The 15,331-nt window shown below is 71.4% G+C and carries 16 protein-coding genes; 11 read left to right on the top strand and 5 right to left on the bottom strand.

From position 1 onward, the window contains the following. Positions 1-88 precede the first annotated feature (88 nt). Positions 89-391 (top strand): DUF4193 domain-containing protein, encoded by a 303-nt coding sequence (locus tag L2Z93_RS11575; protein WP_090584809.1) that lies wholly within the window; start codon positions 89-91, stop codon positions 389-391. 6 nt (positions 392-397) lie between these two features. Here L2Z93_RS11575 and L2Z93_RS11570 read toward each other — a convergent pair whose 3' ends face one another. Then, positions 398-907 carry a DUF3093 domain-containing protein gene (locus L2Z93_RS11570; RefSeq protein WP_090584807.1) on the bottom strand — a complete coding sequence of 170 codons (510 nt, stop codon included), beginning with the start codon at positions 905-907 and terminating at the stop codon, positions 398-400. Between L2Z93_RS11570 and dut the strand changes: the two genes are divergently transcribed. Both dut and L2Z93_RS11560 read left to right on the top strand, forming a co-directional pair. Continuing rightward, entirely contained in the window at positions 900-1,364 is a 465-nt protein-coding gene (gene dut / locus L2Z93_RS11565) for a dUTP diphosphatase (protein WP_090584805.1), read from the top strand. The two genes, L2Z93_RS11570 and dut, sit on opposite strands and share 8 nt — an antisense overlap. Positions 1,365-1,403: 39 nt before the next feature. Further along, positions 1,404-2,168 (top strand): DUF3710 domain-containing protein, encoded by a 765-nt coding sequence (locus tag L2Z93_RS11560; protein ID WP_090584991.1) that lies wholly within the window; start codon positions 1,404-1,406, stop codon positions 2,166-2,168. Here the strand turns inward: L2Z93_RS11560 and L2Z93_RS11555 are convergent. Further along, complete coding sequence (locus tag L2Z93_RS11555; protein WP_090584803.1) at positions 2,155-2,859, bottom strand: hypothetical protein; 705 nt, start codon at positions 2,857-2,859, stop codon at positions 2,155-2,157. The genes L2Z93_RS11560 and L2Z93_RS11555 overlap by 14 nt on opposite strands. Positions 2,860-2,964: 105 nt before the next feature. On the opposite strand from L2Z93_RS11555, the gene L2Z93_RS11550 reads away from it, so the two are divergent. Next, positions 2,965-3,336, top strand: a complete 372-nt coding sequence (locus L2Z93_RS11550) for an OB-fold nucleic acid binding domain-containing protein (RefSeq protein ID WP_090584801.1) — start codon at positions 2,965-2,967, stop codon at positions 3,334-3,336. A gap of 59 nt (positions 3,337-3,395) precedes the next feature. Further along, positions 3,396-4,127, top strand: coding sequence for a DUF3159 domain-containing protein (locus tag L2Z93_RS11545; RefSeq protein ID WP_090584989.1), 732 nt, complete (start codon positions 3,396-3,398; stop codon positions 4,125-4,127). A 198-nt stretch (positions 4,128-4,325) separates the two neighbouring features. Here the strand turns inward: L2Z93_RS11545 and L2Z93_RS11540 are convergent, their stop codons facing one another. Further along, positions 4,326-4,985: a potassium channel family protein gene (locus tag L2Z93_RS11540; RefSeq protein WP_090584800.1), complete on the bottom strand. Its 660-nt coding sequence runs from the start codon at positions 4,983-4,985 to the stop codon at positions 4,326-4,328. Beyond that, on the bottom strand, positions 4,982-5,668 hold the full coding sequence (locus L2Z93_RS11535) for a potassium channel family protein (protein WP_090584798.1): 687 nt from the start codon (positions 5,666-5,668) through the stop codon (positions 4,982-4,984). Before L2Z93_RS11535 ends, L2Z93_RS11540 begins: the two co-directional genes overlap by 4 nt. A gap of 92 nt (positions 5,669-5,760) precedes the next feature. On the opposite strand from L2Z93_RS11535, the gene L2Z93_RS11530 reads away from it, so the two are divergent. The 3 genes from L2Z93_RS11530 to nhaA all read left to right on the top strand — a co-directional run bounded on the left by L2Z93_RS11530 (position 5,761) and on the right by nhaA (position 10,571). Continuing rightward, positions 5,761-7,755 carry an APC family permease gene (locus L2Z93_RS11530; RefSeq protein WP_090584987.1) on the top strand — a complete coding sequence of 665 codons (1,995 nt, stop codon included), beginning with the start codon at positions 5,761-5,763 and terminating at the stop codon, positions 7,753-7,755. Between the two features lie 232 nt (positions 7,756-7,987). Beyond that, positions 7,988-9,157 carry a class I SAM-dependent RNA methyltransferase gene (locus L2Z93_RS11525; protein WP_090584795.1) on the top strand — a complete coding sequence of 390 codons (1,170 nt, stop codon included), beginning with the start codon at positions 7,988-7,990 and terminating at the stop codon, positions 9,155-9,157. Between the two features lie 67 nt (positions 9,158-9,224). Next, positions 9,225-10,571 (top strand): Na+/H+ antiporter NhaA, encoded by a 1,347-nt coding sequence (nhaA, locus tag L2Z93_RS11520; protein WP_090584792.1) that lies wholly within the window; start codon positions 9,225-9,227, stop codon positions 10,569-10,571. Between the two features lie 9 nt (positions 10,572-10,580). Here the strand turns inward: nhaA and L2Z93_RS11515 are convergent, their stop codons facing one another. Next, entirely contained in the window at positions 10,581-11,810 is a 1,230-nt protein-coding gene (locus L2Z93_RS11515; protein WP_090584790.1) for a polysaccharide pyruvyl transferase family protein, read from the bottom strand. A 142-nt stretch (positions 11,811-11,952) separates the two neighbouring features. Between L2Z93_RS11515 and dxs the strand changes: the two genes are divergently transcribed. Genes dxs through L2Z93_RS11500 form a run of 3 tightly spaced genes read left to right on the top strand, consistent with a single transcriptional unit; the run spans position 11,953 to position 15,316 of the window. Beyond that, positions 11,953-13,854, top strand: a complete 1,902-nt coding sequence (gene dxs / locus L2Z93_RS11510) for a 1-deoxy-D-xylulose-5-phosphate synthase (protein ID WP_090584789.1) — start codon at positions 11,953-11,955, stop codon at positions 13,852-13,854. A 26-nt stretch (positions 13,855-13,880) separates the two neighbouring features. Further along, positions 13,881-15,020: an alpha/beta hydrolase family protein gene (locus L2Z93_RS11505; protein ID WP_090584984.1), complete on the top strand. Its 1,140-nt coding sequence runs from the start codon at positions 13,881-13,883 to the stop codon at positions 15,018-15,020. Then, on the top strand, positions 15,017-15,316 hold the full coding sequence (locus L2Z93_RS11500) for a hypothetical protein (protein ID WP_090584787.1): 300 nt from the start codon (positions 15,017-15,019) through the stop codon (positions 15,314-15,316). The genes L2Z93_RS11505 and L2Z93_RS11500 overlap by 4 nt, the downstream gene beginning before the upstream one ends. Positions 15,317-15,331: the final 15 nt, after the last annotated feature.

Genomic DNA, 15,331 nt, shown 5'->3' with positions numbered 1-15,331 from the left:
TCACCTGCGATCGGGCACGAATCATTTGGCCGTGGCGTTCGCCACTGGTACAAAGCTCGTGCGCCAGCACCACTGAGGGGATACCACAATGGCTACCGATTACGACGCGCCTCGGCGCTCCGAAACCGACGACGTCTCCGAGGACTCGCTGGAGGAGCTGAAGGCCCGGCGTAACGAAGCGCAGTCCGCGGCCGTCGACGTCGACGAGTCCGAGGCGGGCGAGAACTTCGAACTGCCCGGCGCCGACCTGTCCGGCGAGGAACTGTCGGTGCGCGTGGTGCCGAAGCAGGCCGACGAGTTCACCTGCGCGAGCTGTTTCCTGGTGCACCACCGCAGCCGGCTGGCCACCGAGAAGAACGGCGTGATGATCTGCACCGACTGCGCGGCCTGACGCCGGTCACTCCGCCAGCGCCGCCAGCACCCGGTCCGGGTGGCGGCTGCTGAACAGCCAGTACGGCGTCGGATCGTCGGGGTCGTCGAGCACCACCAGCACCATCGGGCCGACCCAGCCGCGGTGCGCGACGAACGCCGCCGGATCCAGCTGACGGCCCAGCGCCGCCGATTTCGCCGACGCCGGAACGACCGCGCTGCGCGCGATCACCCCGGTCGGCAGATGCGCGTCGTCGATCCACAACTCGGTCACCCCGTCTGCGCTGGTCACCGACACGGTGTGCCGGCCCAACCACAGCAGGACCAGCACCGCCAGCGGGGCCATCACCACGAAACCCACCCAGTTCGGCGCATTGTGCAGCGCGCGGTTGACGGTCACCGCGATCAGCGCCGCCAACCCGAATCCCGGCAGCCACCACCACAGCGGGACGCGGAGGCGTTCCCGGTAGCGGACCGTCGGCGTGGCGGCGAGGGGGGTTGTCACAGCGACAACGGTAGTCTGTGCCCTCGTGTCCATTCCTTTGCCGGTTGTCCGCCTCGACCGCGAGTTGCCGCTGCCCGCCAGGGCGCACGCCGGGGACGCCGGCGTCGACCTGCACGCCGCCGCAGACGTCGAGCTGGGTCCGGGGGAGCGCGCGCTGGTCGGCACCGGGATCGCCGTCGCGATCCCGTTCGGGATGGTTGGGCTGGTGCATCCGCGATCGGGGCTGGCCAACCGGGTGGGGCTGTCCATCGTCAACGCGCCGGGCACCATCGACGCCGGCTACCGCGGTGAGATCAAGGTCTGCCTGATCAACCTGGATCCGCGCGAGACCATCCAGGTCGGCCGCGGCGACCGGATCGCGCAGCTGATCGTGCAGCGCGTCGAATTGCCGGAGCTGGTCGAGGTGGAATCCTTCGACGAGGCCGGACTCGCCGAGACCACCCGGGGCGCTGGCGGCCACGGGTCCTCCGGCGGACACTCGAGTTTGTGAGCATTCAGGTGGCGGAGACAACGGATGGCGGGACTGCTGATGGCATTGCGTAAGCGCACCGACGGCGACGACGAGGTGTCGACGGCCGACGATGACCGGTTGGACGAGATCTCGGCGGACGACGAGGACGGCCCGTTCGACATCGAGGATTTCGATGACGCGGACGTCGCGGCGCAGGGCCGCCTCGACCTCGGGTCGGTGCTCGTCCCGATGCCGGAGAACGCCCAGCTGCAGGTCGAGCTGAACGCCTCCGGCGTGCCCAGCGCGATCTGGTTGGTCACCGCCAACGGCCGCTACACCATCGCCGCCTACGCCGCGCCCAAGAGCCCGGGCCTGTGGCGCGAGGTCGCCACCGAGCTCGCCGACTCGCTGCGCGGCGACGGCGCCACGGTCAGCATTCAGTCCGGTCCGTGGGGCCGGGAAGTGGTCGGCACGGCGGCCGGCGCGGTGCGGTTCATCGGCGTCGACGGCTACCGGTGGATGATCCGCTGTGTGGTCAACGGAGCGCCGGACACCATCGACGCGCTCGCCGGCGAGGCGCGAAAGGCGCTGGCCGACACCGTGGTTCGCCGCGGTGAGGAGCCCATGCCGGTGCGGACGCCGCTGCCGGTGCAGCTACCCGAGCCGATGGCCGCCCAGCTGCGCGCCGCCCAGGAGCAGGCCGCCGCCCAGGCGCAGGCTCAGGCCGCCGCCGCCCAGCCGGGACCCCCCGCGGACGAGCCGTCCCCGGAGACCGCCGCGCCGGTGGCCCGTCGCAGCACGCATTCGGCGATGCAGCGGTTCAACACCATCACCGGGGGATAGCCGCCAGGGCCGCCACACTCGCCGCCCCCAGCCGGGACGGGTCCGCGCCGAACTCGGCCAGCCCGACCGTCGCCAGCGCCGCCCGCGGCGCCGCTGCCGCCCACTGCCGCGCCACCTCCAGCGGGTGCACCGCGTCCTGCGGGCAGCCGGCCACCCCCAGCGGGACCCGCAGGTCGGCGAGTTCGGCCAGGGTCGGCGCGCGGTAGCCCGCGGCCGCCTCCATCGCCTCCGGCAGCGCCGGCCACTGCGCGGACCAGGACCTGCTCAGCTCGTCGGCGAGCCACGTCGGGCTGGCCGCGCGCATCGCCGCGACGGTGGCCGCCAGACCGTCGCGGCGCAGATGATCGGCGGTCGCCAGCGCGGCCAGCGCCGCGGGCGCCCGATCCGGCGCCCCGGACCAGGGCGGCAGCGCGGCCAGCACCGCCACCGTCGACTCCGGATGTTCGATCGCCCAGGCCGCGGTGAACGCCGCGCCCAGCGACACCCCGCCGACCGCGATGGGGCCGGCTGCCGCGGCCTGCTCCAGGGCACGCCGGTAGCCGGCCAGCAGGTCGGCGGGTTCAGGCGCCGGGGTGAGCAGCCGGGCGCCCGCGCGCTGCAGCGCCGGCCCGAACGCCCGGCGCAGGTAGTCGTCGTCGGACCCGGTTCCCGGCAGCAGCACCGTGGTCACGCCGCGCAGTGTGACAGCCATCCCTTGATGGTGCACGGCGCGTGGCATTCGTATGACAAGAGGGCTACCGTGGCGGGTGGATCGGGTGCTCGACGCACCCGCGCAACGCAGCCCGCAGGAGTCATCATGTCCACCGCCGAGGGGTTCCTCAGCCGTCTGACCCGCCGGCTCACCGAAGACCCCGAAGCCCGCGACGCCGAGGAGCTCACCGACGAGGCCGCCCACACCGGCGCGCAGCGGGCCATCGACTGTCAGCGCGGCCAGGAGGTCACCATGGTCGGCACGCTGCGCAGCGTGGAGACCAACGGCCGCGCCTGTTCGGCCGGTGTGCGCGCCGAACTGTTCGACGGCACCGACACGGTGACCCTGGTCTGGCTCGGCCAGCGGCGCATCCCCGGCATCGAATCTGGCCGGGTGCTGCGGGTCCGCGGCCGCCTCGGCGCCCTCGACGACGGGACCAAGGCCATCTACAACCCGCGCTACGAGATCGAGCGGTGAGCGCCCCCACTCCTGAGCCCGACGGCGACCGCGCCCCGGGCAATCCCGCCGCCCGGGCCATGCTCGAACAGGTCGGCGGCGTGTCCGGCCTGATCTACTCGGCGCTCCCGATCCTGGTGCTGGTCCCGGTCAACAGCCAGTTCGGCCTGGTTCCGGCGGTCGGCGCAGCGCTCGGAGTGGCGCTGCTGGTGCTGATCTGGCGGCTGATCCGCCGCGAGTCCACCCAGCCGGCGGTGTCCGGATTCATCGGGGTGGGGTTCGGCGCGCTGATCGCCTACCTGGTCGGATCCGCCAAGGGCTACTTCCTGTGGGGCATCTGGATGTCGGCGCTGTGGGCGGCGGTGTTCGCCCTCTCGGTGTTGATCCGTCGGCCGGCCGTCGGCTACGTGTGGAGCTGGATCAACGGCCACGGCAAGGATTGGCGCGCGGTCCGCAAGGTGCTGCTGGCGTTCGATCTGGCCACCCTGACCTGGGTGGCGGTGTTCGCCGCCCGGTTCGTGGTGCAGCGCTACCTCTACGACGCCGACGAGACCGGCTGGCTGGGCTTCGCCCGGGTCGCCATGGGGGTGCCGCTGACCGCGGTCGCCGCGGTGATCACCTACTTCGTCATCCGCCACGCGCAGCGGGAGCTGGCCCGTTCGGGCCTGAGCGAAGCCAATCCCGCCGGCGTGGAGGCTGCCGACGGGCAGGTTGCCGACGCGGAGGTTGCGGACGCGGAGGTTGCCGGCGCGGAGGTTGCGAACGGGCAGGTTGCCGACGCGCGGGCTGTGCGCGGCGATTCGGGCGCGTAGGCAGCTTTCCGGCTTCTGCGGGCTCGCCAGTGACGAGAGGCCGGTTTCCGTCGTCACCAGTGACGGTAGGCCGATTCGCGGTCGATTTTTCGCCCCCCAGTCACTGGCGTTGCTGAAGCCCGGCCTGTGGTCACTGGCGGCGACGGGTTGGCTGGATTCGTCCGCCTCTGGTCACTGGCGGCGCCGAGTGGGCTGGATTCAGCCTTCCAGCAGCAGATCGCGGATTTCCTGCTCCACCTCAGGGACGGCGACCAGCAGCAACTCGTCACCGCCCTCTAGGGGCTCGTCGGGCGCGGGCACGATCACCCGATTGCCGCGAAGGATGGTGACCAGGGCCGCGTCGCGGGGCAGGTCCAGCTTCCGCACCGGGCGCCCACCCCAGCGGGTGTTGTCCGGCAGGGTCAGCTCCAGCAGCGACGCGTCGCCGGAGCGGAACTTCAGCAGTCGCACCAGGTCGCCGACGGCGACGGCCTCCTCGACCAGCGAGGCCAGCATCCGCGGGGTGGACACCGCGACGTCGACGCCCCAGGACTCGTCGAACAACCACTCGTTGCGGGGATCGTTGACCCGCGCCACCACCCGCGGCACCGCGAACTCGGTCTTGGCCAGCAGCGACAGCACCACATTGACCTTGTCGTCGCCGGTCGCCGCGATCACCACGTCGAAGGTCTCCAGCCGGGTGGCCTCCAGCAGGCTCAGCTCGCAGGCGTCGCCGGCGACCCACGCCGCGGCCGGGATCGAGTCGGGTTCGATGTGCTCGGGTTTGCGCTCGATCAGCGTCACATCGTGGGAGTTGTCCACCAGTTCACGGGCGATGGAGCGGCCGACGGCGCCGGCGCCGGCGATCAGGACCTTCATCGACGCCCGCTCTCCTGCTCGGAATCCTCGGCCGGCGGCAATGCCGCGATGGCCAGCGCTTCACCGGCGCGGCCGGACAGCGCGGCGATGAACACCTGGTCGCCGTCCTGCAGCACCGTCTTGGGTTCGGGCAGCACCCCGTCGCCGTAGCGGACCAGAAACGCCACCCGCGCGCCGGTCGCGCGCTCCAGCTCGGTGACCCGTCGGCCCACCCACGCCTCGTTCAGCGCCGCTTCGGCCACCGCGACGGTGCCGGTCGGATCGCGCCATTTCGCGGTCTCGGACTCGCGGGTGAGCAGGTTCAGCAGACGGTCGGTGGTCCACGGCACGGTCGCCACCGTCGGGATGCCGAGGCGCTCGTAGACCGCGGCGCGCTTGGCGTCGTAGATCCGGGCCACCACCCGCTTGACGCCGAAGTTCTCCCGCGCCACCCGCGCGGCGATGATGTTGGAGTTGTCGCCGGAGGACACCGCGGCGAAGGCTGCGGCCTCCTCGATTCCGGCGCGCAGCAACACATCCCGGTCGAAACCCATGCCGAGCACCCGCTCGCCTGGGAATTCGGGGGCCAACCGGTCGAAGGCCGTCGGGTCGCGGTCGATCACCGCCACCTCGTGCCCGACTCGGGACAACCCGTGGGCCAGCGCCGCGCCGACGCGCCCGCAGCCCATCACGACTACCCGCACCTGAAGGTCCTTTCGCAGCAGCCGGTTGTCGGCGTGACCGACGCTACGCCGAACGCTACAACCTTTCGGCGGTAGGCATACCCTTGGACCTCGTGTCCAAACTTTCCACCGCGGCGCGACGGCTGGTGCTGGGGCGGCCGTTCCGCAGCGACAAGCTGGGCAGCACTCTGCTGCCCAAGCGCATCGCGCTGCCGGTGTTCGCCTCCGACGCCATCTCCTCGGTGGCCTACGCGCCGGAGGAAATCTTCCTGGTGCTCTCCATCGCGGGGCTGTCCGCGTATGTGATGACGCCGTGGATCGGGCTGGCCGTCGCGTTCGTGATGATCGTGGTGGTCGCCAGCTACCGGCAGAACGTCACCGCGTACCCGTCCGGCGGTGGTGACTACGAGATCGCCACCACCAACCTGGGCCCCACCGCCGGACTGACCGTCGCCAGCGCGCTGCTGGTGGACTACGTGCTGACCGTGGCGGTGTCGGTGTCGGCGGCGATGTCCAACATCGGCTCGGCGGCCCCGTTCGTCGCCGAGCACAAGGTGCTCGTCGCCGTCGCGGCGATCCTGCTGCTGATGGCGATCAACCTGCGCGGGGTGCGGGAGTCCGGGATCGCGTTCGCCATCCCGACGTATGCGTTCATCGTCGGCATCTTCGGCATGCTGGGCCTGGGGCTGTTCCGGATCTTCGTGCTCGGCGACGAGGTCCGCGCCGAGTCCGCCGACTTCACCATGCACGCCGACCACGGCGACGTGCTCGGGCTGGCGCTGGTGTTCCTGGTGGCCCGGGCGTTCTCGTCGGGCTGCGCGGCGCTGACCGGGGTGGAGGCGATCAGCAACGGGGTGCCCGCCTTCCGCAAACCCAAGTCCCGCAACGCCGCGACCACCTTGCTGATGCTCGGCGGCATCTCGGTGGCGCTGCTGATGGGCATCATCGTGCTGGCCGAGAAGACCGGGGTGCAGATCGTCGAGCACCCGGCCACCCAGCTGACCGGCGCGCCCGAGGACTACCGGCAGAAGACGCTCGTCGCCCAGCTCGCCCAGGCGGTGTTCGGCGAGTTCCACCTCGGCTTCGTCGCCATCACCGTCGCCACCGCCCTGATCCTGATCCTGGCCGCCAACACCGCGTTCAACGGCTTCCCGGTGCTCGGCTCGGTGCTCGCCCAGGACAGTTACCTGCCGCGCCAGCTGCACACCCGCGGGGACCGGTTGGCGTTCTCCAACGGCATCCTGTTCCTGGCGATGGCGGCGATCGTCTTCGTGGTGATGTTCGACGCCGAGGTCACCACCTTGATCCAGCTGTACATCGTCGGGGTGTTCGTGTCCTTCACCCTGTCCCAAACCGGGATGATCCGGCACTGGAGCAGGCTGCTGCGCACCGAATCCGACCCCGCCGCGCGACGCGCCATGATCCGGTCCCGCCTGGTCAACACCGTCGGCCTGGTCTGCACCGCCTCGGTGCTGGTCGTGGTCCTGGTGACGAAGTTCCTCGCCGGCGCGTGGATCGCGATCCTGGCCATGGCGGTGCTGTTCTCCCTGATGAAGCTGATCCATCGGCACTACGCGGCGGTCGCCCAGGAGCTGGCCGAGGTGGAGGACGGGCTGCACGAGGTGGTGCTGCCCAGCCGCAACCACGCCGTCGTGCTGGTGTCCAAGCTGCACATGCCGACGCTGCGGGCGCTGGCCTATGCCCGCGCGACCCGGCCCGACATTCTGGAGGCCATCTCGGTCAGCGTCGACGACGGCGAAACCCGCGCCCTGGTGCACCAGTGGGAGGACAGCGACATCAGCGTGCCGCTGAAGGTGATCGCCTCGCCGTATCGGGAGATCACCCGGCCGGTGCTGGGTTACGTCAAACGGATCACCAAGGAGTCTCCGCGCACCGTCGTCACGGTGTTCATCCCCGAGTACGTGGTGGGCCACTGGTGGGAGCACATCCTGCACAACCAGAGCGCGTTGCGGCTCAAGACCCGGCTGCTGTTCGAACCGAACGTGATGGTCACCTCGGTGCCCTGGCAGCTGCATTCCTCGCAGCGCCGCAAGACGCTGGAACCGCAGCCCGCGCCGGGTGACACCCGACGGGGGTTCGTCGATTGAGCGCCGCGAGTCGACGATGCGGGGCGAGGGACGAGCCCTGCGGAGGAGCGAGCGAATGAGCGCCGCGAGTCGACGATGCGGGGCGAGGGACGAGCCCTGCGGAGGAGCGAGCGAATGAGCGCCGCGAGTCGACGATGCGGGGCGAGGGACGAGCCCTGCGGAGGAGCGAGCGAATGAGCGCCGCGAGTCGACGATGCGGGGCGAGGGACGAGCCCTGCGGAGGAGCGAGCGAATGAGCGCCGACGAGTTGGTGCTGACCGCCGACGCGCCCGCCAACGGCGGCAGCTGCGTGGCCCGAGACGACGGCCGGGTGGTCTTCGTCCGGTATGCGCTGCCGGGCGAGACGGTCCGCGCCCGGGTGACCAGCCGGCGTTCGGGCTATTGGCACGCCGAGGCCGTCGAGATCCTGGAGCCGTCCCCGGACCGGATCGACCCGCTGTGCCCGATCGCCGGCCCACACGGCGCCGGCTGCTGCGACCTGTCCTTCGCCGCGCCGGCGGCGGCCCGTCGGCTCAAGGGCGCGGTGGTCGCCAACCAGCTGTCCCGGCTGGGTGGGTTCGACGGCGCGGAACTGGTCGCCGAACCGGTTGGTGCCGGCGGCCCGACCGGGTGGCGGACCCGGGTGCGGCTGGAAGTCGGCGCCGACGGCCACCCCGGATTCCACCGCTTCCACAGCGACGAGCTGGTCACCGACCTGAACTGCGGGCAGCTGCCCGCCGGCTTGTTGGCTGAGCTGCCCGCCGACGTGCTGCGCGCCGGCGACCAGGTGCACGTCGTGCTCGACGACGACGGGGAACGGCACGTGGTGTGTGCCGGCAAGGGCCGGCGCACCCGCGTCGCCCAGGGCGAGTACCTGGCGACCCAGCGGGTGGCCGGGCGGACCTGGCGGCTGCCGGTCACCGCGTTCTGGCAGGCCCACCGCGACGCCGCCGCCACCTACAGCGCGCTGGTCGCCGACTGGGCGCAGCCCCCCGACGGGGCGCCGGCCTGGGATCTCTACGGCGGCGCGGGATTGTTCGCCGCCGCGCTGGCGGAGGCCGGCGCGCGGGTGGTCAGCGTGGACACCTCCCGGGCGGGCGCGCGCGCCGGGCGTGACGCGCTCGCCGACCTGCCGCAGGTCCGGTTCGTCACCGACTCGGTGCGCCGGGCGGTCGGCGCGCTGGAGCCGGCGGCGGTGGCGGTGCTGGACCCGCCGCGCACCGGCGCCGGGCGAGAGGTCATCGAGGCGGTCGCCGCGGCGGGGGTGCCGCGGCTGATCCACATCGGCTGCGAGGCCGCGTCGTTCGCCCGCGACATCGGCGGGTACCGCAGCGCCGGGTACCGGGTGGAGCAGCTGCGGGTGTTCGACGCGTTCCCGCTGACCCATCATGTCGAGTGCGTGGCGCTGTTGACCGTAGACTGATCGCGTTCCATGGTGTGCCGGGAAGTCTGGTCGGCGGTCGTGCCCGCCTGCCCAGCCGAGGTGATCCGTGTCTGAATCCGCACCGCAGCGTCCCCGCTTCTTCTCCCGAGGTTCCTGGCCGGAGGCGTCCCGGCTGGCCGGGGTGCTCCGCGATGAGACCAACGGCGGCCTGATCCTGCTGGTCGCCGCGGCCATCGCGCTGATCTGGGCCAACTCGCCCTGGTCGGACAGTTACCACGGGCTGGCCGGCATCGTCGTCGGGCCCGCGCAGCTGCACCTGGACCTGTCGCTGGCGTCCTGGGCGGCCGACGGTCTGTTGGCGGTGTTCTTCTTCGTGGTCGGACTCGAGCTCAAACGCGAGTTCGTCGCCGGGGACCTGCGCGACCTGTCCCGGGCGGTGGTGCCGATCCTGGGCGCCGTCGGCGGCATGGTCGCCCCCGCGCTGATCTTCGTCGCGATCAACCTGGCCGCCGGGTCACACGACACCCTGGTCGGCTGGGCGGTCCCGACCGCCACCGACATCGCGTTCGCCGTCGCGGTGCTGGCGGTGCTCGGCAGCTTCCTGCCCCCGGCGCTGCGGATCTTCCTGCTCACCCTGGCCGTCGTCGACGACCTGCTGGCCATCACCATCATCGCGTTCTTCTACACCGACGACCTGGCGCTGAGCCCGCTGTTGTGGGCGCTGATCCCGTTCGCGCTGTTCGCCATCGCGGTGCAGCGCGGCCTGCACCGCTGGTGGATCCTGCTACCGCTCGCGGTGACGGTGTGGGCGCTGGTGCACGCCAGCGGCATCCACGCCACCGTCGCCGGGGTGGCGCTCGGCTTCACCGTGCCGGTGCTGGGCAAACACGCCGCGACCGACCGACTCGACGAGCGGTGTAGTTCCGCGAGGAAGAGGTCGGTCGCATTGGACACCGACCGGTTCGAGCACCTCATCCGGCCGTTCTCGGCCGGCGTCGCCATCCCGGTGTTCGCGTTCTTCGCCGCCGGGGTGACCGTCGGCGGCCTGACCGGCCTGCTGGACTCGCTGAGCGCCCCGGTGACGATCGGGGTGCTGGTCGGTCTGGTGGCCGGCAAGCCGATCGGCATTTTCGGCGCGACCTGGTTGTTGGCCCGATTCACCCGAGCGACCCTGGACGCCGAGCTGACCTGGCGCGATGTGTTCGGGGTCACTCTGCTGGCCGGCATCGGATTCACCGTGTCACTGCTGATCGGCGAGCTGGCGTTTGGCTACGGCAGTCCCGACGGCGACCACGTCAAGGTCGGGGTGTTCGTCGGGAGCCTGGTCGCCGCCGGGTTGGCGGCGATCGTGCTGGGCAGCCGCAACCGGGCCTACCGCCGGATCGCGGAGGCCGACGCCGTCGACGCCGACGACGACGGGATCCCCGACGTGTACCAGAAGCCGACGGACTAGCGTCTTCGGCTATCGCCCCGCCCGGGTGCGCAACGCGCGGGCGACCCGGCGCCACGCCGACGGCGGGGGATAGAGCTCGTTGGCCAGCGCGGTCTTGCCGGCCACCAGCGCGGCGGTGTCCTCGGCCGGGAACCCGCCGTCGGTGGGCGGGTCATCGGGCACGTGCACGCTGTCGGTGACCTGCCAGCGCGAGCCCGCCTCGGTCAGCGATCGGTGTTTGACGGGGTAGTAGTCGCTGCGGCCGGACAGCGCGATGCCGTTGGCGCCGGCCGCGGCGGCCAACAGGTGCGGATGGAACCGGGTGCTGACCCAGGTCTGGCCGGGGCGCGCCGGCAGCCCGCGGTTCCACAGTTCGGTGAATGGCACGAACACCGCCGCCGGCAACCGGCCGGCGACCCTGTCGAAGACCCGGCGGTCCGCGCCGGGGATGCATTCCAGGAACGCGATCTGAGAATCTGGCACGCCCCATCGCTCCACGACGTCGTCGACGACACGGGCCAGCCTGTCCACGCCCTCGCCGTCGGCGAAGTCCTCCATCAGGTCCGACTGCAGGCAGAACACCAGGTCGCGGTCGGCCGCGCGGGATTCGGCGTTGTAGTTGGCGGGTTCTTCGGCGTCCAGCCAGGCGTCGTCGCCGGTGAACCGGTGCCGCGGATCGGCCGGGCCGATCACCTCGTACGACGGCTCGTCGCGGACGTCGAACACGGCGAAGTCGTCGATCAGCTCTCTCAGCAACGCCGACCACTCGTCGTCGCCGATCGGCAGCAGTCCCTGCCCGGTGGCCACCGCCCGGGCGTCGAACTGCCGGGCCGCGGCGGCGGCGGTCGCCAGCAGGGCCACGTGGTGGGACCAGACCACGTTCACGTAGCCGCCGCCGACCAGGTGCACGGTGTCGGCGCGCGCGAGCAGGTCCACGCCCGAGGCGATGCGCGGCAGCCGACCCGGATTGGCCAGCACGTCGGCGGCGACGGCGGCGGCCTCGGCGGCGGGCAGTTGCGCGGTCTCGAAGCAGATCCGCCACATGGTGTCCACGAAGCGCACGTTCGGATGCCAGCGGGTCAGCAGCACCGAGGCCTGGCCGGGAGTGTGGCAGTCCACCACCACCTCGGCGGCGGGGGCCACCTTCGCCAGGTAACGCAGCCAGGCGCGGATGATGAACTCGTCGCCGTAATTGGGGTTGCCGCTCGGGGCGACCAGATAGATCAATCCCGATTCTGCGGCAGAACTCACGGCGGTCATCCCGTCATGGTCGAGGTTCGGTTTTCTGAGAGCCAGCGTAGCCCATAGCTGTGAAATCGCTGAGAGCGCCCCCCTGGAGACTCGGCCGGCGCAACGCGTGGCTCTGGCCGACCGGACGGGAACGCGCGAGTAGACTGTCGGGATGCTTGATCAGATCCGCGGCCCCGCAGATCTGCAGCACCTTAGCCAGCCTCAGCTCGACGAACTCGCCCGTGACATCCGCGAATTCCTGGTTCACAAGGTGGCGGCGACCGGCGGGCACCTGGGACCCAACCTCGGCGTGGTCGAACTGACCCTCGCCCTGCACCGGGTGTTCGACTCGCCGCACGATCCGATCATCTTCGACACCGGCCACCAGGCCTACGTGCACAAGATGCTGACCGGCCGAGTCGACGACTTCGACACCCTGCGCTGCAAGGACGGGCTGTCCGGATACCCCAGCCGCGCCGAAAGCGTGCACGACTGGGTGGAGTCCAGCCACGCCTCCGCGGCGCTGTCCTACGCCGACGGGCTGTCCAAGGCCTTCGAGCTGACCGGACACCGAAATCGGCACGTGGTCGCCGTCGTCGGCGACGGCGCGCTGACCGGCGGGATGTGCTGGGAGGCGCTGAACAATATCGCCGCGGCCAAACGGCCGGTGGTGATCGTGGTCAACGACAACGGGCGCAGCTACGCCCCGACCATCGGCGGTCTGGCCGAACACCTGTCCGGACTGCGGCTGCAGCCGGGTTACGAGAGGTTCCTGCAGCAGAGCCGCCAGGCGCTGCGCGGCCTCCCGCTGGTGGGGGAGTTCGCCTACCAGCTGGTGCACTCGGTGAAGGCCGGGATCAAGGACGCGGTGGCGCCCCAGGCGATGTTCTCCGACCTCGGCCTGAAGTACGTCGGCCCGATCGACGGCCACGACGAGCACGCCGTCGAGCAGGCGCTGCGGCTGGCCCGCGGCTTCAACGCGCCGGTGATCGTGCACGTCGTCACCCGCAAGGGCATGGGTTACGGCCCGGCCGAGGCCGACGAGGCCGAGCAGATGCACGCCTGCGGCGTCATCGACCCGCTGACCGGTTTGGCGACCTCCGAAGCCGCCCTGGGCTGGACCGAGATCTTCTCCGACGAACTGATCCGGATCGGCGGCCGCCGCCGCGACGTGGTGGCGATCACCGCGGCGATGCCCGGCCCGACCGGCCTCGGCGCGTTCGGGGAGCGTTTCGGCGACCGGCTGTTCGACGTCGGCATCGCCGAGCAGCACGCGATGACGTCGGCGGCCGGCCTGGCGATGGGCGGGCTGCACCCGGTCGTCGCGGTCTACGCGACCTTCCTGAACCGGGCCTTCGACCAACTGCTGATGGACGTGGCGCTGCACAAACTGCCGGTCACCGTGGTGCTGGACCGGGCCGGGGTCACCGGACCCGACGGCGCCAGTCACAACGGCATGTGGGATCTGTCCATCCTTCCGGTGGTGCCCGGCGTCAAGGTGGCCGCGCCGCGCGACGCGGCGACGCTGCGTGAGGAACTCGGCGAAGCACTGGCGGTCACCGACGGACCGACCGTGCTGCGGTTCCCCAAAGGCGCTGTGGGATCCGATATTCCGGCGCTGCGGCGACTCGACGGGGTCGACGTGCTCGCCGATCCGGCCGACGGATTGGGCGCCGACGTGCTGCTGGTCGGCGTCGGCGCGTTCGCCCCGATGGCCCTGGCCGCGGCGATTCGCCTGCGGGAACAGGGCATCGGTGTCACCGTCATCGACCCGCGCTGGGTCATCCCCGTCCCGGAGGCGCTGAAATCCCTTGCCGCCCAGCACAAGCTGGTGGTCACCTGCGAGGACAACGGGGTGGCCGGCGGCATCGGATCGGCGATCTCGGCGGCGCTGCGGGCCGCCGACATCGACGTCCGCTGCCGAGACCTGGGGGTGCCGCAGGAGTTCCTGCCGCACGCCTCGCGCGGGGAGCTCCTCGCCGAAATGGGCCTGACCGACCGCGACATCGCCGACCGGATCACCGGTTGGGTTGGCGGACAAGACAACACAACCGAGGAAATTTCAGAAGCGTGAAAAAGCTTGCCGCAGCGGCGATCACCATGGTCGCCGTGCTGATGTCCCCTGCCATCGCCGTCGCCGCCCCGAACTGGTCGGGCCTGGACGCCCGGAACTACTCGGGAACGATCGGCGCGCACGGCACGCTGATCAGCTCGGTTCCGCTGGACCCGGCGCTGTCGGTTCCCTCGGCGGCCGCGTCCTACCGGGTCCTCTACGCCACCATCGACCAGCACGACGCGCCCGCGGTGGCCACCGCCGTGGTGTTCACCCCGCGCACCCCCGCCCCGCCGGGCGGCTGGCCGGTGATCGCCTGGGCGCACGGCACCGTCGGCCTCGGCGACGACTGCGCGCCCTCGGCCAACCCCCGCAGTGAACGCGACAAGGAATACCTGTCGCACTGGTTGGACCAGGGCTACGCCGTCGTCGGCGCCGACTACACCGGCCTGGGCACCCCCGGCCTGATGAGCTACCTCAACAGCCGCGCCACCGCCCAGTCCGTGGTCGACTCGGTGATCGCCGCCCACCAGCTGGACCTGGACCTGTCGCCGAAGTGGGCGGTGGTCGGGCAGTCCCAGGGCGGCGGCGCGGCGGTCGCGACCGCGCGCTGGGCCACCGAACTGTCGGCCGGATCCGGGCTCGACTATCGCGGTGTGGTGGCCACCGGCACCCCGGCGGGTGTGGAACGGATGGTCAAGACCGCCGGACCGGATATGGCCGCGCCGGCCAACCTCGCCCCGGTCGCCAACGCGTATGCCGCCTACATCCTGGCCGCGCTGCGCGAGGCGCACCCGGAGCTGAACGTGAACTCCGCGCTGACCCCGGCCGGGGCGGCCGCGGCCGACCGGGCCGAGACGGTGTGTCTGCGCCCGCTCTCCGATGAGCTCTCCGGCATGACGATCCCGGGCCTCTTCAGCGCGCCGCTGAGTTCGCTGCCGAACTTCGCCGCCGTCGTCGACGACTTCATGGGCATCCCGAGCTCCGGCTACGACCGGCCGATCTTCCTCGGCGTCGGCATGCTGGACCGGGACGTGCCCCCGGAGCTGACGCTGAAGTTCAACGACGCGCTGGTCGCCAACGGCCAGCCGGTCACCCTGCACGTCTACCCCGATCAGGACCACAGCGGCACCGTGATGGCCTCGGTGCCGGACTCCACCCCGTTCCTGGCAGGGTTGTTCGGATGAGCACAGATCTTTCGGTTCCCGCCGTCGCCGCCGGTCTGATCGGCGGCTACGCCGTCGCCCGCTACTCCGGGAAACGCCCGCTCGGCGGCGCCGTGCTGGCCGCCGCCGGGGTAGCCGCCGGCAGCCAGTGGATCAAGCGCGGCCCGGCCGTCACCGCCGCGCTGAGCGCGGCCTACCTCGGCGCGTTCGGCGCCTCGCACCCGCTGGCCAAGAAGATCGGCGCCTGGCCGTCGGTGCTGGCCGTCACCGCGCTGGCCACCGGCCTCACCGCGGTGGCCACGTCGTCGGAGGTTTAACGCCGTTTGATCGTC

Source organism: Mycolicibacterium brumae, assembly GCF_025215495.1.
Classification (GTDB): Bacteria; Actinomycetota; Actinomycetes; order Mycobacteriales; family Mycobacteriaceae; genus Mycobacterium; species Mycobacterium brumae.
This window is presented reverse-complemented; position numbering and strand designations above follow the sequence as displayed.